The following is a 23,348-nucleotide window of genomic DNA, read 5'->3' as shown; positions in this document are numbered from 1 at the left end:
GAGCTAGGGTTTCTATGAATCCTGGCTCTTTTTTTTAACAAAAGCTTACCTATTAAACTTTAAAATTAGAAGGTGTGATTGAAAAAATGGATATAATTGAAAACGAATTAAAAAACAGAATACTATTTCCATAGTATCCTGCTTCTTTTAAAAAGCTTTCTATATGCCATTCGTTTTTAATTAAAACCAGCCAAGCATCCATGGTGCTGCATACAAAATCATGAACATAACCCCATAGTTCACACCATTTCTAAATAAAATTCCAGATACAAATGCAATTAAAAATGTACCAAAAATATTAATCCATCCCGCATCCATAAAGGCAAGCATAACAACTAAACCAGCAAAAAGTCCAATTAACGCCTCATGTGGAATGTATTTAAAAACAAATGCACAAATTTCACTTGCAAATTTAATCGTTATATAAAAGGTGATGAGTAATGCAATGACCGCACCTATAATGGTAGCTAGCATTATTTCACTCATGGATAAAATATGATGAATATTATGTTCGGGTGTAAACACTGGTGGTGCATTAAATAGCCCTGCCGCTGGACCAATAGCCATCGGCGATAAAGGTAGTCCAATGGCGATTAAAGGGATTAATGTACCCGAAATGTAAGAGGCATTCGTTAATCCATCCATTGTCGAAATTGCTCGTGACGCTCGTTTTACAGGATCTTTTATATGTCTCGTTAAAAACTCCCCCAGAAACACTGTCATCCCTACTGGTGAAAGAAAGAATGTTACGGATCCAATTAAACTTCCAAGTGCAGACGTAGCGCTTTCTTTTTTTGTTAAAATATTGAATGGATTTGGAATCCCTTTTACTTTGTCTGATTTTTTAACTGAAATCTCTTTTTTGCCTAAGAAAGGGATTTTTTTACGCGCATCTTTATTTAATAAGTCAAAAAGTGTTACAACGATCGGTCCAATCGTAATTCCTAAAAAGAAGGATACAAAAACGGTTGTTTCAGGTGGGACAATTTCTAACCCCCAGTATAAATGTCGTAAACCTTGAATTAAAATAGCAAAAGGGACGATAATTAACAGGGACAAAATTTTATTATTAGTCATTAATGCTAAAAAAACTGCTCCTAAGAAAAAGATGAGTCCAGCATGCTTACTGATGACATCCGCATATGGCAAAATAGCGTTGGCGATTAAAAAACTTGCAGGTATCGACACGAGTGTTCCTATCACCGATCCTGAGGCCATTTTTTTAATACTAACATCGGGAAGGCCATGTTTTTTCAATACCATGGCGTGTTCGACCATTGGAGCCGCCATTACTCCACCCGGAATTCCCGCAACAGCAACAGGAATAGAGTCTGTTAACTTTTTCGCAACAATAGCTGAAATAAAAAAGGCTAAAATAACATATGGTGATACCCCAGATAAGGCAAGAGCAATCGTAACTGGTGCTAAAACAGCTGTTTCATCTGTTCCAGGTGCAATTCCAATTAATGTATACAAAACTGCTCCACCTATCCCCGCGAGAATCATTTGTAAAATAATCATTGCATCCAATACTATTCTTCCTCCTCTAAATAAGTGATTTTACGCTTCGGTTTTATTAACACACTACTAATAATAAAGCCGATGACTCCACCACATAATCCGAAGATAAGTGGTTGTGGAGCTTCACCAGGAGCCAGAATATAACCCCCTAGTGATAATCCAATACATAGTAACATAGCTATTAGTAAATCTTTTATTTTTACATTATCTTCCCATACTTCAACAAATTCTTTCTCTTGTTTATCCAAATTCTCACCCCCCTGAAAGCGGATTCATTTTTATTGATATCAACTATCTATTATACAATATTTTTTAAAAACCATTTTACTAATTTTGCTGTGATTCAACAATTTCTTTCATGGTATCAAAGTTAAATGTCTCTTTTTCAGCTGCTTGTTGTATCACTTTATCTACTTGCTCCATTTTTGCACCAGCCATAAGCGCCATATTTCGAGCATGAAGTTTCATATGCCCTTTTTGAATGCCATCTGTAGCTAAAGCACGTAATGCGGCAAAATTTTGGGCTAACCCTGTTGCTGCAATAATTCCAGCCAATTGTTCGGCACTTTTTATCTTCATTAATTTTAATGCTAATTTTGCTACTGGGTGTGTTTGTGTTGCACCACCAACAATACCGACAACTAGTGGAAGTTCAATTGTACCGATTATATGACCGTCATCGCCAAGCTCCCAGTGACTTAATGAACGATAAACACCTGAACTTGCCGCATACGCGTGAGCCCCTGCTTCAATTGCTCTCGTATCGTTCCCAGTAGCAAGCGCTACGGCTGAAATTCCGTTCATAATTCCCTTATTATGTGTCGCTGCACGATATGGATCGATCATTGCTAGTTTATATGCACTTAAAAATCGTTCCACTTCATCTTTCTTATTATTAAATAGGTTTTCAAAAGTCGCTCGTGCACGAACAATTCTTTTATCGGCTAAATTTGATAAAATTCGTAAGACAACTTCAGCTTTTGATATTTCTTCAATAAGTGGGGCTACCGCTTCTAGCATCGTATTGACAGCATTAGCTCCCATCGCATCCCGTGTATCAACTAATACATGAACGACCACCATTTTGTTTTTTTCAAGTACGAACACTTCTATATCTTTTGCTCCACCACCAAGTGCAACGAGTGTTTGATCTTGTTCATTACAAAGTTGAATGATATCCTCTTTTTTTTCATATATTTTAGCAAGTGTATGATAAGGATTTTTCACGTTAATAATTTGAATTTGTCCTCTCATGATGGAACCTGTCGTTGAAGTCGTAAACCCTCCAGTTTGGTAAGTTAATTTCGCAGCATTGCTCGCAGCTGCCACAACAGATGCCTCTTCTGTTGCCATCGGAATAAAGACATCTTCTCCATTTACTTTGAAATTAACAGCAATCCCTAATGGAATGGGAAAAGTTCCAATTACATTTTCAATCATCTGATCCGCTTGCTGAACGGAAAGTCCTTTATCTAGTAAAGTAGTTTTTTCTTCATCCGATAAATCTACCGTTTCCGAAATTTTGTCTAACCTTTCTAAGGGTGTTAAATGATAAAACCCTGAAATTCTTGATGTCAAAAGAAAAACCTCCTGCATAATTTTCTGAATAGTATATATTCAACTGTGTTGAATTATATTATACAATGTTGAATGAGGTTGTCAAGAATACTTTTCAAAAATGCACTAGATTTACTCTTTGGGATGCAATTACTAGACTCATAATTGTAGGGTATATTTTATCATGCATTTTCTTCATTCCACTCCCGTTTTTCATCTCTAACCTAAAAAAACTTCTCCCCAAAATTGGTCAAGATGTTCCCGAGAACTTATCTTTATTTCAATACTCAAAAAATTCTCCACGATCCACGGTTGAATTACCGTATCTATGTTGACCGAGTCAATACGATGACTTTTCCCCTTGCAGCACCAGTTATTATTGGTGTAACCATTTAATTTAGATAAGAATAGAAAGTTTAGTTTTAACCCAATGGGCGTATACTTCAAATTTACCCTATGATCATGGCATTACCGTATTTTTGTGCGTCATTATTGTCTTATTTTGAACGAATCAAGAGATTGAGGAATATATGAATTATTTCAATAGCGAATGAAAGAAAAATTGGCTGGCTTAAGTCCAATACGATACCGAACTCAAACCAGCCAAACAGTTATATAATTTATACTCTAACTTTTCTTACCTCCAGTCAAATGTTTGGGGTCACCGCTCCTATACAGCCTTTTTTAATCCCATGAGTCAATTTCATAAATGTTAATTTCATGGATAAATCCGAACATTAGATATTGAAAAAACTTCATATTCGTGCATTATAACTTACACCTAAAGCTTTCACTCTAGGTGGACGACTCTTGGTCGGCTAATAGCGGTCACACCCTAACCCTTTAGCTAAATGCTCGTCCTACCGTAAAGATTTGTAACCAACGCCTCACACTAGCACGTCTTGGGCCTGCGTATTTACTCGCCCTATCGAGGGCCTTTTTCGACTGTGATTACTCGTCGCAATAAACATGGTGCGTTGCGGGAGGTAATCACTGGTAAGACTAGAGGGCTTTAGTTCAGGCGTTGGCTTAACGGACGCCCGCTAAAAAGCGACTACCTAAAGTGGAAACTAGTAACTAATCTTTGTTATTCGGATTTTTAACTGAAATATGGAGTAATGGAATTAATTCCCTTATATAATTATTGAGGAATAATTTCAATTAATTCAGAAACTACGTTACCATTTTCATCAACTGATCTAATATGCCCAATAGTCGGTGCAAAAAATAACGTCCAATTATCTGCTGTTTTTACTTCTACAACATGATTAAATTCACCAGCTTCTGTCGTCATTGTACCATCTATTTTTGTAATCGTGTTTACTTCACCCCAATTTTCAAATGTTTTTCCCTCTTCCAATGGATAAACAAGATCAACATAATATTCCGATTCAGGATAGCCTGTGTATAACCCTTCTTCATCTTCTTTTACCGCAAATTTATGCGTTTCGCCGTCAATTGTCGTCTCCCACAAATCCCAACTACCTTCTCCTTCATCCTCACCAACATATGTAGTTATCACCTGTAAAATTTGACCACCGTTTATCACTTCTTTTACATAATCATTTGTATTATCCATTAAATAAGAAGCTGAACTATTGTCAACGTCTTGTTCTTCAGCTTGTTCTGCCTGTACATCTTCGTCCCTAGGGTCTTCCTCTATATTGGATTCCGTTTCTTCATCTGTTTCGCTTTCTTGTTCCTGTTTATCTATAGGTTCTTCTTTATTATTTACCTCCTCAACTGTCCCTTCTTCTTCTTCCAAAGAATTTTTATTAGCTGAGCACCCGACAAGAAATAAGAAAATTAGCAATATACTTACAAAAAACTTTAGCCTCACAACTTTCATCCTTCCTCTTTTCATAAAAACAGTATATACACAATGGTAGCAAGTTCGCATTTGTTTCACAATAGGCTTTATTAGTTAATTTAGTAAGTAAAGGTAGGCATATTTCCACATCGGATTTCTAAAAGTTTTGGCATGGGAAATGGTTGCCATTTAAGAGTAGAGTAGAAAACTGATTTCAAAGGGATAGCTATTGCTATCTCTCTTACTTTCAGTTCCCCCTCATCAAACCGTACGTGAGGTTTTCCCTCATACGGCTTTCCGACGTTCTTCTTTCTTTGGCGTTACGGTGTCTAGCTAGCTAACTTCACTAATATATGATTAACTTCTTTCATTACATCCTTGAGATTTCCGTGTTTCTTACGATTGTTTCTCTTCTTGTTATAAAACAAAGTAAGTCGTTCGAGAACATACCAGTCAATGCGATTTAGCCATTTCTTCCCCTGCGGGGAAATTTGATAGTAGTTCTTGAAACCCTGTAATCTCCTATTTAAACCTTTCACCAAATCCTGAATATCCATATATAGTTTATTCCTTGGTTCAGTGTAGGCTTTGATTTTCGCACGCATTTTCTTCATTGCGTTTTTCTTGGGGATGTGAGCCATAACGTGTATGGTCTTTCCACCTTTTAAGCGTTTCGGGAATTTTCGATTATGGAATCCTAGAAAATCGAATCCATCTATATCATTCCAAAGATTTACCAATCTTGATTTATCCCGATTAATTGTAAGGTCAAGTTTGTTCATTATTGCTAGTATCACTTGAATGCTTTCTTTTGCTTGTTGTTTGGTTTTACACATAATGACGAAATCATCTGCGTATCGAATAAGTTCCCCTAGATGATTGAATTTCTTTTGCCATAATCTATCCATTGTATTCAAATAGACATTTGCTAATAGCGGAGAAATTACACCACCTTGCGGAGTTCCTGTTATAGGATTTCTTACTTTTCCTTCCTCCATAATGCCTGCTTCTAACCATTTTCGAATTAGTTTTAAGACCCGTCGGTCACTAATTCTTTGCTCTAATAACCTCATCAATTTTGTTTGATTGATATTATCAAAATATCCTTGGATATCGACGTCGACTACCCAAAAATGATTCCTACTGGCTTTCCTTATTTTCGCTATAGCTTGATGGGCATTACGTTTAGGACGGAAACCAAACGAACAATCTTGAAAGTCTGCTTCAAAGATGGGTTCAATAACCATCTTCGTTGCCATTTGTGCTACTCTATCCTTGATAGTGGGTATTCCTAATGGACGTTTCTTTCCATCTTCCTTCGGAATATATGTTCTTAGGACTGGACTAGGGTGATAATGTTTCTCTTTCAGTTCTAGGAAGAGTTCATTCATGAATTTCCTCTCACCATATTCCTCCACGATTTCTTCAATCGACTGTCCATCCACACCCCCACTGCCTTTCTTACGCTTAACACGTTGCCATGCCTCCCAAAGAATATCAGGGCGATAGATTTTGTCATATAAAGCGTGAAATCTGCGAGTTGGACTTTCCTTGGCACAAAGATATAACGTCTTCCAGAGTTCTTGAGCTTTTGCATTATTGGTGTAGTTAGCCATTTTCTTGGCATTCACTGACTCTTACCTCCTTCTGACATATGAACGAAGTAGGGTGTTGGCTTGTGCCGTCCTTCCCTAGATAGAAATGCTAACTTAAATATGTACAGAAGCGCTCGCGTAAATATGTACACTTCCGCTTAGATTCTTCATACTAATCTTGAGGTGATTAGTATGTATATAACGTTAGATGTTCAAACGGATTTTGAGATTAAAAGTCTTTCAGACTTACCAAAATTTAAAGAACTAATGGAGAATCTAAAAATGAAAATAAATAAAAGCCGATTAGCACGGGAGTTAGGCGTAGATCGCCGTACGATTGATAAGTATTTAAAAGGTTTCACACCAAAGAAAGTGAGAGAAAAGCCATCAAAATTGGATGCCTACTATGAAATCATCGCTGCCCTTCTATCAGAAGACTCAAAGCAGGTTTTCTATTACCGACGTGTACTGTGGCAATATTTAAAGGATAACCATGGGTTAAATTGCGGAGCTTCTACATTCAGAGCGTATATTGCTAGAACTCCTGAGTTCGCAGCTTATTTTAAAGGGGGTGTTCGTATTCCCACACCGAAAGGAACTGTTCGCTATGAAACAAAACCTGGAATTCAAGCACAATTTGATTGGAAAGAAAGCATCTTATTTGAAACGAGTGATGGCGAGAAAATCGAAGTGAATGTGGCGGTGCTGGTGTTATCGTATTCGCGGTTTCGGCTATTCCATTTAAGTTTAAAGAAATCGCAGGATATGGTATTTTCGTTCCTTACGGAAGCTTTTGAAAGGATTGGCGGTGTCCCACATGAAATTGTCACAGACAATATGAAAACGGTCATGGATGAGCCACGAACAGAGTATAGCTCAGGGAAAGTGAATAGGAAGTTCGTTACATTCGCAAAAGATTTTGGTTTCGAAGTACGTCCGTGTATCGCAGGACGCCCACGTACAAAAGGAAAAGTGGAGACACAAATGAAATTTTTAGATGAAATCCATGCCTATCAAGGTCAGTTGACCTTAGAAGAACTACATGTATTTATTGGGCGTTTAGCGAATCGATTAAATCAATCATTCCATCAAGGTACAGGAAAAATTCCTGTATTCGCCTTAGAAAAAGAAAAGAGCTCCCTTCTTCCATTACCAGTGGAAAAAATACGGAACTCTTATCGCGTCAAGCATCAGCTTGTGCAAGTCAATTCATCAAGTATGGTATCCTACAAAGCCAATCAGTATTCAGTTCCCGCTAAGTACATTGGCAAAAAAGTAGGGATACAAATACATGACGAGCAAATATGGGTTTATTATAACATGTTGTGTATTGCGCAACATCCATTAAGTCAAAATAAATTGAATTACCGTGAATCGGATTATCGGGAAAGCTTAGAAATTTCTGCACCTTCTTACCCCAATATTGATGAATTAGCGAAGAAAAACCTCGCTATCATTGGGGAGGTATATGAGAAATGAGTAAACAAACCAACTATCAACAGTTGATTCGGAATTTAGAGTACTTGAAATTAAAACAGATGGTTATGCATTTGGATGAAGTCATCGACTTCGGTATCAGCAATCAGCTTTCCTTTATTGAGACACTCATTAAGTTAACAAACTATGAAATTGATGTGCGTGAGCAGAACATGATTCATGCGATGGTGAAAGTTGGTGCTTTCCCACATCTGAAGGAGATTCGTGATTTTGACTTTTCTTTTCAGCCTTCTATTAATCAGCAACAGATTCAAGATTTTTTAACATTACGCTTTATTGAGGGAAATGAAAACATTGTATTTTTGGGTCCAAGTGGAGTCGGTAAGACTCACTTGGCCACAGCGATTGGGATCGGAGCTGCCAAGAAGAGAACGAGTACTTATTTTATAAAGAGCCATGAATTGATTCAAAATCTAAAAAAGGCTCGTCTAGAAAATCGCCTAGAGAGCCGTCTGAAGCATTATACAAAATATAAGTTACTTATCATTGATGAGATTGGTTATTTACCAATTGATTCGGAAGATGCGAAGCTCTTCTTCCAACTGATAGATATGCGTTATGAAAAGCGTAGTACAATCTTCACAACGAATGTGAATTTCAAGTCATGGGACGAAGTTTTTCAGGAACCAAAGTTGGCCAATGCGATATTAGACCGTATTTTGCATCACGCAACCGTAGTCACAATTATGGGCGATTCCTATCGTTTGAAGGACCATTTAACGAAAGAATCCGAGTGATTTTGTACATGATTAAACAAGCGAAATTGTACATGTTTTCGTTGACATTTATACCTAGACCAGGAAGTGACGAGGAGGGTATCCCCAGTTCCGTTAACTACTTTCCTAACATGTCGTTCCCTTTACCCCGTGAGATTCTTCGGTGCTGCTGTTCCAAGTTCTTCACACCTTCCATGGTCTTCGCCCATAATCTCAAGGCTCGACTTCTCCTTAGCCACCAGCAGGTGGATGCTTTTGACGAGACGGCAGGATTCACTTCATGTTACAACCTGTTAGTTTGCTCGCACTCTTCAAGAGAGTTACTTTGTCACAGGGCTTCAACCTTAGAATTTCTTCACCAGTTGCCTGTCAGCTACCGAGCGTCTTGGTACTTACTCGGATTGGACTTTCACCAACTAGCAATTAACGGCTTGCTGGGCACGCAAATAAAAAAGCCGCCTAAACAGCGACTCAAAGTAATAATTCGAAATTATGATCAGTAGCAATCATTGGCCTGCTTTTCACTTTTTGCTTTTTTCCATTACTGCAAAATAATTATCTTCATTATCCGCAAAATTGAACACGCTACCAGATGGCATATGAACCATTTCGCCCACTTTTATGCCTTTATTCAACAATTCATTTCGAAATTCTTCAAGGTTTTCCGAAAAAAACATGAGGGACGGAGTATCGAGATTCAATCCGGGTGACATGTTTGCAACAAATTCTTTATTATGTAAAATAATACTCGTTTCCGCTTCCTTTGTGGGGGCTATTTCGATCCACCTCATACCTTGATCATTCGTTTCTTCAGACTTAACAGTGAAGCCCATTATATTTTTCCAAAAGTCTACTGCCTGATCCTGGTTATGTACATATAACATTATTTGTCCGACTCTGTAAATCAACTTTATCCCACCCTTTTTCACATCATTTTTATTTGTTAGTATAATCATAAACATTTTTGACAATTCCGCAAGAGTTTTTTTAAGATAAGAGTTTGTACGTTCGATTCCTAAACTCCTAACACTATACTGTAGAACTTGCGTAACTCATTCGGAACGGAAAGGGATCATTGAGGAGTTCTGTATACCCATTTTGGGAGTTCGGTCCCAAATACGAAATTTTAGATCCCTAGCGCAGAATCTCTCACACCATTTCAATAGAGCCCAGATCAAAAAAGTGCTAAGATTACCTGTTACTTGTTCACTAGTTACCATTTTAACTCCTTTAAACTATTTAAATTTAAACTTTGCCGCCTTTTTATACGTCGCCGTTCTCCACAACCATTCAAATGGCCCAAAACGATAATGTTTCACCCACCAATTACTTATAATTAATTGGAAGAGGAAGATTCCTAACGAAACTAATAATCCACCAAATGGATGAACCTTTCCATATAAGCCAAAACCATAATGATAAAATAGTGTGGTTGCAATGACAGACTGCATCAAATAATTTGTAAAGGCTGTTCGTCCAACTGCCGCAAATGGCATCAATATTTTCTTCCCCCATGAAAGGTCAAGAAAAAGTACAACCGTTAGCAAATAGAACAACATTAAAAATGGAGCCCCAATAAGAATGAAAGCTTCATTTTCTGTCATACCGAACAAAATATTAGTCGGTAACCCTATCAATAAACTAATAAACCATACCTTTTTCAATAGAGATTTATGTTCACTTGGTTGATGTAAGATTTTTCTTTTCGCAAAGTAAGCACCTAACAGAAACATACTAAAATACGGAATGTTTGAAAAGAAATAGACGATTGGATTGAAAGAAGCCATTCCATTTATTGACATATAATAGATCCGGTCATGAATTCTTTGTTTTGCAATTTCTAAAAATGATCCTTCTCCATATGTTTGTATAGCCTGTTTTGCATTCTGTTCACTTTCTACTGCCAGCTCTGCTTGCCATTCTGCCATTTCTCCACTTTCCTGTATAGGTAAGAAGGAGGCGATCGTTAGTGGAAGGGCAAATAATACGTAAAGTACGATTGCCCAAATAAGTAATGTTTTAGGTTTGCGTTTTCTAAACAGCAATAATATGAATCCAAGTAATGCGTAATCGGTTAAAATATCGCCATCCCAAATAAAAAAAGCATGAATGATTCCAAACAGGAGCAAAACGAACAGTCTTCGTATGTAAATTGGCACAAATTTTTGTTCTTTTTCTTCTACTCGATCCATCATAACAATCATTCCAAAACCGAACAAAAACGAAAACATTGTTATAAATTTCATTTGAACAAAGATGTCTAATAACTTCACTGTGATGTGGTCTGCTGTTCCCCATCCTTCGGAAAAAAAGTTATCAGGACCAATCATATATAAATATAAATCAGGATAACTAAAGTGAGCCATATTCACAAGTAAGATACCCAAAATTGCTATCCCACGAGCTATATCAATATGTTGAAGTCGGTCTTTCTGTTGTATTGCATGTAACTTATTCATTATGTAACATTCCAACCTTTCCTTTTTCATCCATTATAATTAGAAATGCTCACTTTAGTGATCGAACTTTCTTTCATCAACCTTACAAAAACCTTACATTTTTTATTGTTTCAAATCGATCTACATATTTTCTTGAAAGTGGATGCTATTTTTGGGTTTCAGTACTGAGATTGCCATAATAAAAGAAGAGAGTAACATGATCAGTGCTAAAACAACAATGGTGATTCGTAAAGAAACAACATCTGCTATAATTCCAATCATCAAAATAAATAGTACTTGAATAGCACTTTGAACGAGCTGATAAATGCTCGTTACTCTTCCCATTACTTCAACCGGAACATTATTTTGGTAAAATGTCGTCATGCCAGCGTTCATATACACATTAAAAAAACCTAAAAGAATAAAGCCTACAACAATGGATTGGAATAACCAAGAAAAAGCATACATAACATAACCAAATGTCGTCATTATCATACCAATAGTAATCATCATGCGCAGTGTAAGTTGATGAGCAAATATGGACAATAAAATTGCACCGACAACAGAACCGATACCTGTAATGCTAATTAGTAAGCTATATTCAAATTCAGAAAGTCCAATCACTTGTTGGGTAAACACTACTTCTTGTGCATCCATCGCAAAAGAAAAAATCATGATGACAATATAACTAAAATAAATGATTGACACATATTGATTGTTCGCTATAAACCTTTTAACGACTGTAAAATCTTTCATTACTTGCGCAAGCGTTAGCTTCGGAATCTCTTTACGAATTTCTTCTTTTTCGGGAAGCAATAATAATAAAATGGCTGCAATGAAAAAGAAAATAGCATTAATCCATAACGTCACTTGCACAGATGTCAATAATATAAGTGACCCTCCAATTGCAGGTCCAATGATAAATGCTCCAGATGTCGCAAATGAACGAATGGAATTAAATCGTTTTCTCTTTTCTTTGGGAACTAATATGGTGACATATGTTATCGATGATGGAGAATAAAAAGCATTGGCAATACTCAAAATAATAAGCACTCCATAGATTAATACCATATTTGGAGCAAATGGAATAAATGCAATAAAAACGCCCCTTACTATGTATGTCACCATCATCACTTTTCTTTTGCTCCGATAGTCTATAAAACTACCTGTCCAAACTTTTGTAATAATATTTGTTAACGGGCCAATAACCCAAAGCCCCGCAACAGCAGCTGCTGAACCTGTAAGCTGATAGACATTAATGTTAATTGCAACCAAATAAATAAAATCACCAATATTTGATATTCCAAGGGACAACAATAAGAAACTTAAGTTTTTCCAGCCTGATCGTTTTTTCATTTTCGTCAACATATACCAACTCCAGATGATTAAGGCCGCTTTTCCCAAGGTTCTACTACACCAATCGTAAAAACTTCCTTTTTCTCTTGTATCGCTTCTATAACACCACTTGAAATCTCTTGATTTGTCAACCACCTTGAATAAGTTCCATCCAAAACGAATCCGAGACGAACTTGATAATATAAACAATTTTCAGGTACAGAAGACTTTTTCTTCAATGCTTCCAAATTAGTGGCACTACCTAAAACATGAAATAATTCATATTCATTTTGATATTTTGAAATCTCCGCTGTTATGATTGATAGGGCATCCTTTGCATAAGAATGGATCCAAGCAACCATTATATCAATGCTACCATTTTGTTGAATCGTTTCTTTGAGTCTATTTTGTAATTCGTTATTATTTGCGTAATCAACTAACAGTGGAGTTACATGGCGTTTTCGGCTTGCTTTTGTTAAAAGGTTTTCCATACGCTTAGGATTCCTTGCGATGACCGACACATGATAGCCATTTTCTAATAACCAGAGGGATACGTTTTGTAACATACCTGTACCACCAACAACTAGTGCATGTTTCATTCATTTTCTCCTTCTCATTTTATGTATTGATTCACTTCATCATTAAAAAAAGAAACCTTAAATAAGGTTCCATATAAATCATTATTCTTTTACTGCAATATGTATTTCTATCTCTCCATTTGGGGCATATTTTTCAAAATCGACCGTATAAACACGATGTAATGTACCTTCTTCTTCTAATTTCCAGATCTTACTCCATGCCTTCATTATTCCCTGTTCATCCTTATGGTCTACGGGAAAAACTTTGTAATTTTCACTAGGCGAAATAGCAATAACTGGTGTTTCATCTCCTAATATGCCGACACCTAACGAATAGTCTCCTTTATAGTCACTTTCATAATCATAATACACGCCATATATGTCGGATGTATGTTCAGTCAGTTCTTTAGATGCTTCTTGCCACATCGTTTTAATTTTGTCCATCACCTGTTCATCATCAAAATTATTCGTTCTAATTTGTTGAATCAACTGTAATTGCATCGTATATCTAGCTCCTTATTCCCATTTATAACCAATTATAACATAAGAACATGGCTGTATCACAAGGATTTTCCCTCTAAAGATCATTATAATTTGTGATAATATTTTAGTAAAAAAACAAGTATACTTCATTACATAAGGAGCTTTTATTATTTTCAACTTGTACATTTCCTTTATTCCATAGAAGAAGTTTTTACTTCCCTTTTGACGGAAAAATGGTGTACGACCAAGACCAGATGAAATCGACGACAAAAATGATTCCCCATAACATCCCAATAGCGTAAAGAGTCTCATTCGGATATGGAGAATTTTCATATGTGCCTGCTTCCATCCAGGAAAGATCCCTCGCATAGCCAACTAATTCTTCTATATTAGCTGTTCCTAATTTCCAGAAAATAAATTGCACGATGACAAATACAATTAGATGGGCGGTAGAAGTCCAACGATATTTTCTTGCCAAATATTTCGGATTTTTATTCTGTTCGATTATTTGATAGTCTTTATCAGTTAAAAGTTCTTCTCCGCGCCAGCCACCGATTTTCTTCCGCATCCAGCGATCTAGTTTTTTAAAGTCAGCGATTCCAAATGTACATGCATATAGTACAAAGATCGTAATGACAATTTGAAAGGTAGATATTTCTCCAGTCTCTTGGTAAAGCACTACTGCAAGGAGCGCCTCCAATACTAACAACATTAGAAAAGCACCTATAAATAGGAAGCTTAACTTTTTCTTATTCATCAAATATCGAACAATACCGAAAAGTAAAAGCGACACTACCGACAATACTTCTATAAAAATGAAAATTTCCCATTGAAACTTAAGTAAGAATTCCATCCATCATTCCCCTTTTTTAAGGTTGAATTTATAACTACTTTCATTCATTTAAAAGAACACTTTTGTATAGACACTAATCAAAGACATTTGCCTTTATTTTAATATTTGTCTCCCTAATTATTTTATATCATTCGTACTAATATTTACATATGGAATACCTGCTTCAATATGTTCTTTCATATGTTGCAGTATAAAAGAAGTTTTCTCGTTATTTATTACCTCACAAGTTAAATACTTTAGAAAATATACATATGAATAAATTTGTCGATACTGAACAAAAAACGGAACTTTTAATAGCCATTTCTCCTCTAATTCATTTTCCTTCCTATATCCTTTTAAAAAAGATGCTAGAAAAGTGATAGCAAATTCCTTTCTGTTTTCTGGATCTTTTACTCGTAAACTTTGAATAGCATGATAGAGTGATATGGCGATATCATTGGCAAACCAGTGATATACTCCATCCCCGAAATCAAATAAAACGAACTTACTATCATCTACATAAAAATTTTGTTGATGTAAATCGTGATGAATAAATCCATATGAGTGGGCATCCTTTGGAAGCTGTTCCATCTCACCTATATATTCATTCCATCGTAAAAGTACAGTGTTCCCTACTTCCTCAGGTGGATTAACCACTATTTCTTCTTTATTCCATTGTAATGGTTGAAACGTATCATCAGGGAGTTGAAAGTTTTTTGCAGCTTGATGCATTTGCCCCATCGTTTTACCCCAAAGGTAGAATAATTCATCATTCCATTCAGTTGGATTTGTATCATTCACTAATTTCCCATTTGCTTTTTCATAGGCGACAACATCGTATTTCGCTTCAGATTTACCCCAAACTGTTTCGATCAAATTCCCTTGGATGGAAGGGATAGGGGCAGTTACTGTTAAACCAAAATCTTGCAAATGGCGAATCCAATCTAATTCCACTTTAATAGAAGTGGACGAATATTTTGACGTGTCATAAAACTTTAAAATAAAAAATCCTTTCATTCCAATACATTCAAAAACATTATTGTCAAAGCCTCCGAGTAATTTGATCTTTGTTGGAACGATATGATATTTTTTTACTGCTTCTGCAACGATTGATTTATCCATCATTATCACCTCTTGGTTCAGTTCTTATTAAAATAACATATCAACTATGTTCATATTCTCTTTTTAACAATGAAAACATATATAGATCATCATACTTGCCTGCACCGAATTCATACTGTCTTAATAATCCTTCTTGGACGAACTGATATTTTTCGACAAGTTTTACCGAAGAAATATTTTCAGGTTCAATCAATGCTTCGATTCTGTTCAAATTCATCTTTTCAAACCCATATTGTATAATTGCTTCAAACACTTCACTCATGATGCCTTTATTCCAATAGGCTTTATGTAATTCGTATCCAATTTCAGCTCGTACGTTTGAGCTACTAATATTAAGAAAACCACAGCTACCTATAATAGTAGAATCATTTTTCATAGAAATACCCCATCTTATCCCGGTTTGATGATGAAAAATTTCATTGTACCATTCTATTTCTTTTCTTGTTTCTTCTATTGTTTTATGTGCATGTATCCCCATATATTTCCTTACCTCATCATCTGATAAATAAGCATGAACATCAGCTACATCTGAAAATTCGACTTTCCTTAATTGTAACCTCTTAGTATGAATACAAGGAAATGAAGTTGGGAAATAAAGTGAACTTTTCATCTTCTTTCACTCCTTTAAAATACAAAAATAAACTTACAAAGGTTGTAATTCAACTAGACTTACAACAACCACCTTAATCATACATCTTTACTAAATAATCGATAAACAAACGGTGCTTCGTCATTACAATGTTCGCGATCATTCTATCATTAAAATCAAATAAATAACGAGATTTTATATCTTCCATAGAACTATTTTTTCTGCGACTCTTTTTCATTTGGAGAAAACCCGTTTTCTAGTCATTACCCAATACTAGATAATAATAGTCTTCACAATAAAAGTTATCCCCCATTAAAGGACGGGGTATAGTTTCCTAAGCAATCAAAAAAGGCTATGTTCGCTTTTGCCATAGCCCAAGTTTTATTTTCCAAAAAGTAATTCATGATTCTATTCATTGTATAAATTCACTTACACTAATAGGTTATATATTATAAACCAACAGGGTAAGGATAAGTATATTTAACTTAAGTTAATCTTCCTGCTACTCAAGTAAATCCAGAAACTGTATCAACATATTTCACCCAAGATGATAAGGATTTACTATATCCTTTCCACTGGATGGTTTTGCAATTGTTACTCTCCCTGTAGGTTCAGATTTACTGGTTGGCGTATCCGGATGCCATGCCCCCACTTCATTAAAAAATGAAAATATCAAAAACCGTCTTTCTAGATTCCAAGGTGTAACGTTAAAGCTCATTAATTTAGGAAATACTTAATAACTAGAATAATAACCACTAGCAATATAAACATTCCCATTCCTTTCATGGTGAATCCAGTTACTGCATTTTTTTCTGGTATCCAAGAATTTGTTAACTGCTTTTCCCTTTCTATTTCCTTTTTCCTTTTAAATAAAATCCCCACCTTTTTATTAATATCCATATTTTAACACACATTTTTTCATAAGTACATTTAACTTTTTCAATACTCTGAAATTTATCTATTATACAATAAGGTACAAGGTTGAAAATAAGAGGAAGGGACTACCTCACGTCCCTTTCCCACCATCGTACGTACGGTTCACCCTTTTGAACATTAGTTTACACGTTTAAACCAACTTAATTTCTACTAAATAATCGATAAACACAAGGTATTAACAACAGCGTAATAAAGGTTGAAAATAACATCCCAGATATAATCACAATGGAAAGTGGTGCTTGATAATCGGCAGACATTCCAGTGGCTAGAGCTAGTGGAATCATACCACCAACCGTTGTGAAAGTCGTCATCAAAATAGGGCGAATGCGATTTTCTCCTGCTTGTATAAGGGAATCAACGACTGTCATTCCTGTCTTTCGTAGTTGATTTGTTCGATCGATAATTAATATGGCATTATTTAAGACAATCCCAACTAATATAATGAGTCCCAGACCGGACATAATATTTAATTCTGCTTGGGTAAAAAATAGTCCAAGAATCACCCCAACAATTGTAATTGGTATAATACTCATGACAATGAGCGGCTGCCCAAAATGATTAAATTGTACTGCCATCACGACATATACTAGAAATAAAGCAATACCGAAAACAACTAGTAGCTCATTCATAAATTCGTTTTGTTCCTCTAAATCCCCGCCCAGTGTAATAGTATAATCCGGATCAGTTTTAAAACGATCAATTACCTTATGAATATTATTATTGATCATTCCAAGATCTTTTTCTTCCACATCGGCCATGATAGAAACATATCTTTCTCCATTTTTATGGGATATTTGCTCAGGCATTTTTTCCTTCTCAAACGTTATAAAAGAGGATAGATTTTCCTCACCGTTTTTAGTTGGGATTTCCATTTGAAGTAATGCATCTTTTGTCATTTTTTCATTATCTTGATGAACATATAAACGTAACTCTTCCTCTTCCCACTCAACTGTTCCTATTGCTTCTTGCCATAAATATTGTTCGATATGTTGTTTGATTTGTAATTCAGATAGTTCAGCTTCTTTTATCTTTTCCTTATCCAATTGAATCGTTTCTGTTGTTGAAAAGTCATTTAATGTATTTGTTGCACGAACAATTCCGTCAACCGCTTCTATTTCTCCTTGCAATTCATTCGTCATTTTTTGTAAGTTAGAAAAGTCATCCCCACTTATATTCACTTGGACGGGATACCCACTGACTCCATCTAAAGCTCTCTCGACCGTCCGAATTGGTTCTGTTTTCTCTAATTCACGTAATGTTTTTACTATATCATTCGTAACGATATCTTGTTCTTTTGTTACTTCATTTCCTGTCGTCATCACAATGTTAGCAATTATTTTATCATCAAAATCAAGTAAATAATTAGATTTTACATCATCCATAGAACTTAATTTATCATTTACTTTTTCCGCGATCGTTTCTTTATCATTTGGAGAAACCCCGTTTTCTAAATCGATGATTATTTCAGTATAGCGATTAAAGATATCCGGCATCATATTCATTTGAATTTTAGGAATTAGTAAAAAAGATAATGAAAATACGAGTATAGATGCAACAATAACAAGTAAACTTCGACTCTTTTTCTTTATACACCATGATACAATGTTTTCATAGATAGATAAAAATATAAATTTTTTCTTGCTTTTTTGTTTCTTTAATTTCATAAATTCCTTTGCAAGCGTCGGTATTAATGTAAAAGCAATCAATACGGAGCTAATTAATGTAACTGCAACAACAACGGATAAAATGAGCATGAATTTGCCCGAATCTCCTCCAATAAAACCAATTGGTAGAAAAACAACAATGGTCGTAAGAACGGATGCAATAATGGCTGTAGCTACTTCCTTTGTTCCTTCAAGCACCGCTTCTAAATTGTTTAACCCTTGTTCTTTTTTACGATAGATTGATTCCAAAATAACGATGGAAGCATCAACCATCATCCCAATTCCGAGTCCAAGACCAATAAGTGTAAGTAAATTCATGCTGTAATCGAGTAAACCCATCATGATAATAGTTAATAAAATAGAGGTTGGAATCGATAAGCCGATGATAAATGTGGTCCTTACGTTTCTCAAAAAGAGTAATAAGACCACTAGAGCAATCACTCCACCTATCATAATATTTTTGGTCACATCATCCATCGAATCTTGAACAAAATCTGCATGAGCAATTACTTCGTTTACAGTAAATCCTTTTACGAATCCTTCCTTTTCAATATTTTGTAATTCATTCCTTACTGCTTCTGTCATAGCTGCTTGGGCTACATCTGATTTACGTGCAATTTGAATCATAATTACATCTTTTGTGCCATTCTTCCATGTATTAGATGAACTTGCGAGAGGATTAATCGCAATAGTAGCAATTTCACTTAACTTGATAACTCCATTTTCAGTCGGGATTTGTAACGATTCAAGTTCATCGATATTTTCAAAAGTGGTATCCCAATGTAAAGAAGGACTTTCTTTTTCGTCTGTTAATTCGCCTAAAAACCCTTCACTATTTATTTGCTGGATATACCCGACAACCTCATGGATCGTCAAATGATGATCCTTCATATTCGCTTCATTAAAATGGAGATCAACTTTATGTTCACTTGCTCCTGTGAACATGACTTCACGTACTTCAGGAAGTTCCTCTAAACGAGGTTGCAATATGTTTTTAGTGAAAGCTGTCATCTTATCAAGGTTCCCGTCTGATACATCTATAATAAATTCAAATGGGGTATTTACACCATTCTGAGACACGTGAAAATGATCAATTTCTGACATATTGTCTAATACCATAGTTGTTTTTGACTCAACATCTTTAAATATCTCATCTCCTTTTCCATTATCAAATGAAATCGCAAGGGAACTATGCCCAAGAGAAGTTGTAGACGAAATCTCTTTAATTCCTTCGAGTTCTTGTAACTTTTGTTCCAGTGGAATCGTAATTTTCCTTTCTACTTCATCCACATGTAAATTGCTTGCTTCGACTTGGATAGTGGCACTATCAAGTCCTACAGTTGGAGTTAATTCTTTCTCTAAATGAAAGAATGTATAAGTGCCCAAAATGATGATAAAAACCGTTAATAATATAACGAATACATGTCTTTGAACGATTAATTGTAGTAAACGCAATGATAAATCCCTCCTAATTTATTAAGGTGAACCTAAAAAAAGCAAAAAAATAAAAGGGTGAGAAACTTATTGAATTGAGATATTCCCTGAAGCTGTCGTCAATTCAATTAAATAAGTTCCATTTCCCGACTTACCTTCGATCACTTTGTCATTCTGTTTTGTCGTTTCAATTGGAATCGTAATGGTTTGCTTTCCACTTGCAGTTTTTGTCTTTAAGTCAATATCTGGTTCATTATTGTTAAGCGCAAGTTTGATATTCCCGCTTTTTGTTTTTACTGCCACATCACTATGAAATTCAGTAAATTCAAGTGCAACATCCCCACTATTTTCATTAATTTTAAGCTCGTTTATCTCCAAATTTTCAGATGTTATATTTCCAGAAGTTCCGCTTATGACTACTTGACCCACATAGTTTTTAGGAATAGATACCTCCAATTTTTTATTCAAATTTATTTTTGGCCCTATATGAAAGAGTTTTTTTCTCACACTTAACGTTACTTCATTGTCTTTATGTTCTATATCAATCTCCTTATTAGCATAAGTTGCTTCTAAATCGGACTGGTCTGTACTTTTTACATGTACATTATCACTACCATGTTGAAGATAGATTGTTTCTATTTCCTCTATCGGAACGTTATATACCGCTTCGTCTTTATTCCCATTACAGCCAACGAGAACAATCACGATAAAGAAAAAGCTTATTACATATTTTTTCAATTATTTCTCCTCATTTCTTAGAAAACTTAGCTTATCGTCAAGCTTGTTATAGTGAGAACTAAGGTTGCGCTTATGTAGTAAAAAAGTTTTGTACTTTCTGCTTAGAAAACTAGGCAGCATTCCTATGGCATGAATAGATACTAATCGTTACCCAAGATAAGAGAAAATGTATTCGTTAAAGAAAACACACCGACTGGCGCAAGACAGAAGTGATGTTGCACTTGTGCTTTGGAATGCAAGCCTTTATAGCGAATGCCTTAGTTGCGCTATGTAGTAAGAAAGGATTTATACTATCTTAAAAACTAAGAAAATATTAGTCATTATTCTCATTTTTTTGAAAAACATCCCATGCCTTTTCAAAAAAATCGAGTACTTCTTGTTCGATTGGGTAAAAACCTACTTCCTGCGATTTTTCTGGTGATTTTCGAATAGCCCATATTTTATCAAAAAAAGCATCATTATCGCCGAATGTTTCCAACGTTTTTTCATGCATACGCCGTATGATACGTTGTATTTCAGGAGCTGCTACTCCTTTATTCATATGTTGCTTCAATTGCCCAAGCAAAGCGACCCATTCCAATGAATCTGGATCATCCTGATTCATATTTGGGAGACGCTCGAGTAACTCTCTTTCATCTGAATGAAAATAACGTTTTCGGTATACGTTTCTTTTTTCCGAGTCTTGTTGATACAATTGGATCAGTTTTTGGATATAAATTAAGTCAATCGTTCCGTCAATCGTTAAACCGTTAATTAATCCTTTTAATGTACTTTCAATCTCCAGGATTTTTTCCTTTTCCTTCAAAGTATAATTTAATTGATTTTCAAGTCCTTGTACCCAATTCCAATTTACATCGGATAACATTTCTTTAATTTCTTTTAGATTAAATCCTAACGTTTTTAAGAACTGAATTTCTTGTAGTTTTTTCAACTCTTTTTCTCCATATAAACGGTGTCCACCTTCCGTTTTTCCAGCGGGTGGTAACAAATTAATTTCATCGTAATAGCGCAAAGTCCTTACTGAAATTCCGGTTTGTTTCGTTACTTCTTTAATCGATATCATTTTTCATCACCTACAAAAATTAGTATACAAGATTACGTAACGTCACTTTCAAGTGTTTTTATAAAATTATTTTCTTTTTTATTTAAGGGTAAAATGATAAAAAGGTACTTCCCTTTTACGAAAAGCACCCCCTTAAAAAAGGCTAGTTAGTTGCTCCTTGAACTTGGATCGTTGAATGAAGTAAACTATTCTCGTTTAAACATTTTGTTGCAGGAAGATTTCTAACTTCTGCATTTACAAGCCAACAAACGGCAACACATAGAATAATGACACCAGAAAAGGTAACAACGAGAGCACTTCCTATCCACGTACCTAAACTTCCGCCAAGTAAAGAACCAATCGGTGCTGCCATACCTGAAATACTTGTTGCTGCGGTAAAGATACGACCTATTAAATGTTTTGGGGATGTTTTTTGTAGCATCGTAAAAATTATCACATTTAATGCACCAGCGGGAATCCAGGCAATTGTGTAAACTAGTAATGTAAGCCATGCAGTCGGCATCATGACTGCAATTACCCAAAGGGATCCAGCAAATAAATAACCAAATGCATATAACTTTCCAAGTGGGAAACGCTCCAATCTTAATGCAGGAGCAATTACTGCGCCAGTCAAGCTCCCTAAAGCGCTAGCCATTAACAGAAAGCCAACATATTTCGTTCCACCAATCACCTCGCCGTACGCTGGGAATACCGCAATGGTTGCTGCACTCACAAGGTTCAAAATAATGGCACCGTAAAGTAATTTAGCGATAAAACTTTTAAACATAATCTCTATTCCTTCTTGCAGATCTTTCATATATTTTTTTACAGTTGTTCTCAACATGTTCTTATTAAATAATTCTTTCTCCTTAGCTATTGCTTCTTCCGAGTTTTTAGGCAAACGAATAAAGAAAAAAATGCATGCTCCTATTAAAAAAGCAATGGAATTTACTGCGTAAAGAGCAAATGGTCCGATTAGTACGAATAGGATGCCTGCTAAACCGTTGAAAGAAATATCTACACCTTGGTATGCAATGGTAAAAAGGGAATTTCCTTTCGTTAGCTCTTTTTCGGGTAAAATTTTAGGAAGTGAGGCGAGTTGTGCTGGATATATGACCACATTAAATACAGAAATAATGGGAGTTAGAATGAGTACGAGTATGACAGATAAAATGTCAAACATGAATGCAAGTGGAATGATTAGCAATAATCCTGATTGAATAAGTTGAGTTCTAACGAGTAAAGAACGAATTGGGATGCGATCAATAAGTGGTCCAGAGCTAAATTCGACAATACGAGGTAAGATGGATAAAAAACCAGCCAACCCGGTATAAAAAGTTGATCCCCCTAGTTGGTATATTAATAACATCGCGGCAACACCATATAGACTGTCACCTATATTTGTCACAATCCTACCAAAAAACATTAAGCTAAAGTTTCGGTGTTTAAAAATGTTCATTT

20 protein-coding genes are annotated in these 23,348 nt (G+C 35.4%); 2 read left to right on the top strand and 18 right to left on the bottom strand.

What is annotated here, in order from left to right:
- Nucleotides 1-180: 180 nt before the first annotated feature.
- The 5 genes from DFR56_RS07160 to ltrA all read right to left on the bottom strand — a co-directional run bounded on the left by DFR56_RS07160 (nucleotide 181) and on the right by ltrA (nucleotide 6,519).
- On the bottom strand, nucleotides 181-1,530 hold the full coding sequence (locus DFR56_RS07160; protein ID WP_110394764.1) for a tripartite tricarboxylate transporter permease: 1,350 nt from the start codon (nucleotides 1,528-1,530) through the stop codon (nucleotides 181-183).
- Nucleotides 1,531-1,532: 2 nt separating this feature from the next.
- Nucleotides 1,533-1,769 carry a hypothetical protein gene (locus DFR56_RS07155; RefSeq protein ID WP_110394763.1) on the bottom strand — a complete coding sequence of 79 codons (237 nt, stop codon included), beginning with the start codon at nucleotides 1,767-1,769 and terminating at the stop codon, nucleotides 1,533-1,535.
- Between the two features lie 79 nt (nucleotides 1,770-1,848).
- The gene (locus DFR56_RS07150) at nucleotides 1,849-3,099 is read right to left on the bottom strand and encodes a hydroxymethylglutaryl-CoA reductase, degradative (protein ID WP_110394762.1); all 1,251 of its coding nucleotides are present in this window, start codon (nucleotides 3,097-3,099) and stop codon (nucleotides 1,849-1,851) included.
- A gap of 1,120 nt (nucleotides 3,100-4,219) precedes the next feature.
- The gene (locus DFR56_RS07145; RefSeq protein WP_146214261.1) at nucleotides 4,220-4,918 is read right to left on the bottom strand and encodes a hypothetical protein; all 699 of its coding nucleotides are present in this window, start codon (nucleotides 4,916-4,918) and stop codon (nucleotides 4,220-4,222) included.
- Nucleotides 4,919-5,217: 299 nt separating this feature from the next.
- On the bottom strand, nucleotides 5,218-6,519 hold the full coding sequence (ltrA, locus tag DFR56_RS07140) for a group II intron reverse transcriptase/maturase (RefSeq protein WP_110394760.1): 1,302 nt from the start codon (nucleotides 6,517-6,519) through the stop codon (nucleotides 5,218-5,220).
- Between the two features lie 156 nt (nucleotides 6,520-6,675).
- On the opposite strand from ltrA, the gene istA reads away from it, so the two are divergent.
- Together istA and istB are read left to right on the top strand one after the other, a co-directional pair.
- Nucleotides 6,676-7,962: an IS21 family transposase gene (istA, locus tag DFR56_RS07135; RefSeq protein ID WP_110394759.1), complete on the top strand. Its 1,287-nt coding sequence runs from the start codon at nucleotides 6,676-6,678 to the stop codon at nucleotides 7,960-7,962.
- Nucleotides 7,959-8,717, top strand: coding sequence for an IS21-like element helper ATPase IstB (istB, locus tag DFR56_RS07130; protein WP_110394758.1), 759 nt, complete (start codon nucleotides 7,959-7,961; stop codon nucleotides 8,715-8,717). The genes istA and istB overlap by 4 nt, the downstream gene beginning before the upstream one ends.
- Nucleotides 8,718-9,217: 500 nt before the next feature.
- Here the strand turns inward: istB and DFR56_RS07125 are convergent, their stop codons facing one another.
- The 13 genes from DFR56_RS07125 to DFR56_RS07065 form a co-directional block, all read right to left on the bottom strand.
- Nucleotides 9,218-9,604 carry a VOC family protein gene (locus tag DFR56_RS07125; protein ID WP_110394952.1) on the bottom strand — a complete coding sequence of 129 codons (387 nt, stop codon included), beginning with the start codon at nucleotides 9,602-9,604 and terminating at the stop codon, nucleotides 9,218-9,220.
- Nucleotides 9,605-9,931: 327 nt separating this feature from the next.
- Complete coding sequence (locus tag DFR56_RS07120; RefSeq protein WP_110394757.1) at nucleotides 9,932-11,155, bottom strand: DUF418 domain-containing protein; 1,224 nt, start codon at nucleotides 11,153-11,155, stop codon at nucleotides 9,932-9,934.
- A 120-nt stretch (nucleotides 11,156-11,275) separates the two neighbouring features.
- Nucleotides 11,276-12,502, bottom strand: a complete 1,227-nt coding sequence (locus tag DFR56_RS07115; RefSeq protein WP_244916448.1) for an MFS transporter — start codon at nucleotides 12,500-12,502, stop codon at nucleotides 11,276-11,278.
- 17 nt (nucleotides 12,503-12,519) lie between these two features.
- On the bottom strand, nucleotides 12,520-13,068 hold the full coding sequence (locus DFR56_RS07110) for a short-chain dehydrogenase (protein ID WP_110394756.1): 549 nt from the start codon (nucleotides 13,066-13,068) through the stop codon (nucleotides 12,520-12,522).
- Nucleotides 13,069-13,149: 81 nt separating this feature from the next.
- A complete protein-coding gene (locus DFR56_RS07105) occupies nucleotides 13,150-13,548 on the bottom strand; it encodes a GyrI-like domain-containing protein (protein ID WP_110394755.1) in 399 nt (132 codons plus the stop codon).
- Between the two features lie 193 nt (nucleotides 13,549-13,741).
- Nucleotides 13,742-14,383, bottom strand: a complete 642-nt coding sequence (locus DFR56_RS07100) for a hypothetical protein (RefSeq protein ID WP_110394754.1) — start codon at nucleotides 14,381-14,383, stop codon at nucleotides 13,742-13,744.
- 117 nt (nucleotides 14,384-14,500) lie between these two features.
- Nucleotides 14,501-15,484 carry a phosphotransferase enzyme family protein gene (locus DFR56_RS07095; RefSeq protein WP_158525536.1) on the bottom strand — a complete coding sequence of 328 codons (984 nt, stop codon included), beginning with the start codon at nucleotides 15,482-15,484 and terminating at the stop codon, nucleotides 14,501-14,503.
- A 40-nt stretch (nucleotides 15,485-15,524) separates the two neighbouring features.
- Entirely contained in the window at nucleotides 15,525-16,094 is a 570-nt protein-coding gene (locus tag DFR56_RS07090; RefSeq protein ID WP_110394752.1) for a GNAT family N-acetyltransferase, read from the bottom strand.
- Nucleotides 16,095-16,167: 73 nt separating this feature from the next.
- Nucleotides 16,168-16,311, bottom strand: a complete 144-nt coding sequence (locus tag DFR56_RS23295) for a hypothetical protein (protein ID WP_211320614.1) — start codon at nucleotides 16,309-16,311, stop codon at nucleotides 16,168-16,170.
- A gap of 838 nt (nucleotides 16,312-17,149) precedes the next feature.
- Entirely contained in the window at nucleotides 17,150-20,128 is a 2,979-nt protein-coding gene (locus DFR56_RS07080) for an efflux RND transporter permease subunit (protein WP_158525534.1), read from the bottom strand.
- A 66-nt stretch (nucleotides 20,129-20,194) separates the two neighbouring features.
- Nucleotides 20,195-20,845 carry a DUF4097 family beta strand repeat-containing protein gene (locus DFR56_RS07075; protein WP_110394749.1) on the bottom strand — a complete coding sequence of 217 codons (651 nt, stop codon included), beginning with the start codon at nucleotides 20,843-20,845 and terminating at the stop codon, nucleotides 20,195-20,197.
- 313 nt (nucleotides 20,846-21,158) lie between these two features.
- Complete coding sequence (locus tag DFR56_RS07070; RefSeq protein WP_110394748.1) at nucleotides 21,159-21,908, bottom strand: MerR family transcriptional regulator; 750 nt, start codon at nucleotides 21,906-21,908, stop codon at nucleotides 21,159-21,161.
- A 142-nt stretch (nucleotides 21,909-22,050) separates the two neighbouring features.
- On the bottom strand, nucleotides 22,051-23,346 hold the full coding sequence (locus DFR56_RS07065; RefSeq protein ID WP_110394747.1) for an MFS transporter: 1,296 nt from the start codon (nucleotides 23,344-23,346) through the stop codon (nucleotides 22,051-22,053).
- Nucleotides 23,347-23,348 lie beyond the last annotated feature (2 nt).

The organism is Pseudogracilibacillus auburnensis, from assembly GCF_003201975.1.
GTDB lineage: Bacteria > Bacillota > Bacilli > Bacillales > Amphibacillaceae > Pseudogracilibacillus > Pseudogracilibacillus auburnensis.
This window is presented reverse-complemented; position numbering and strand designations above follow the sequence as displayed.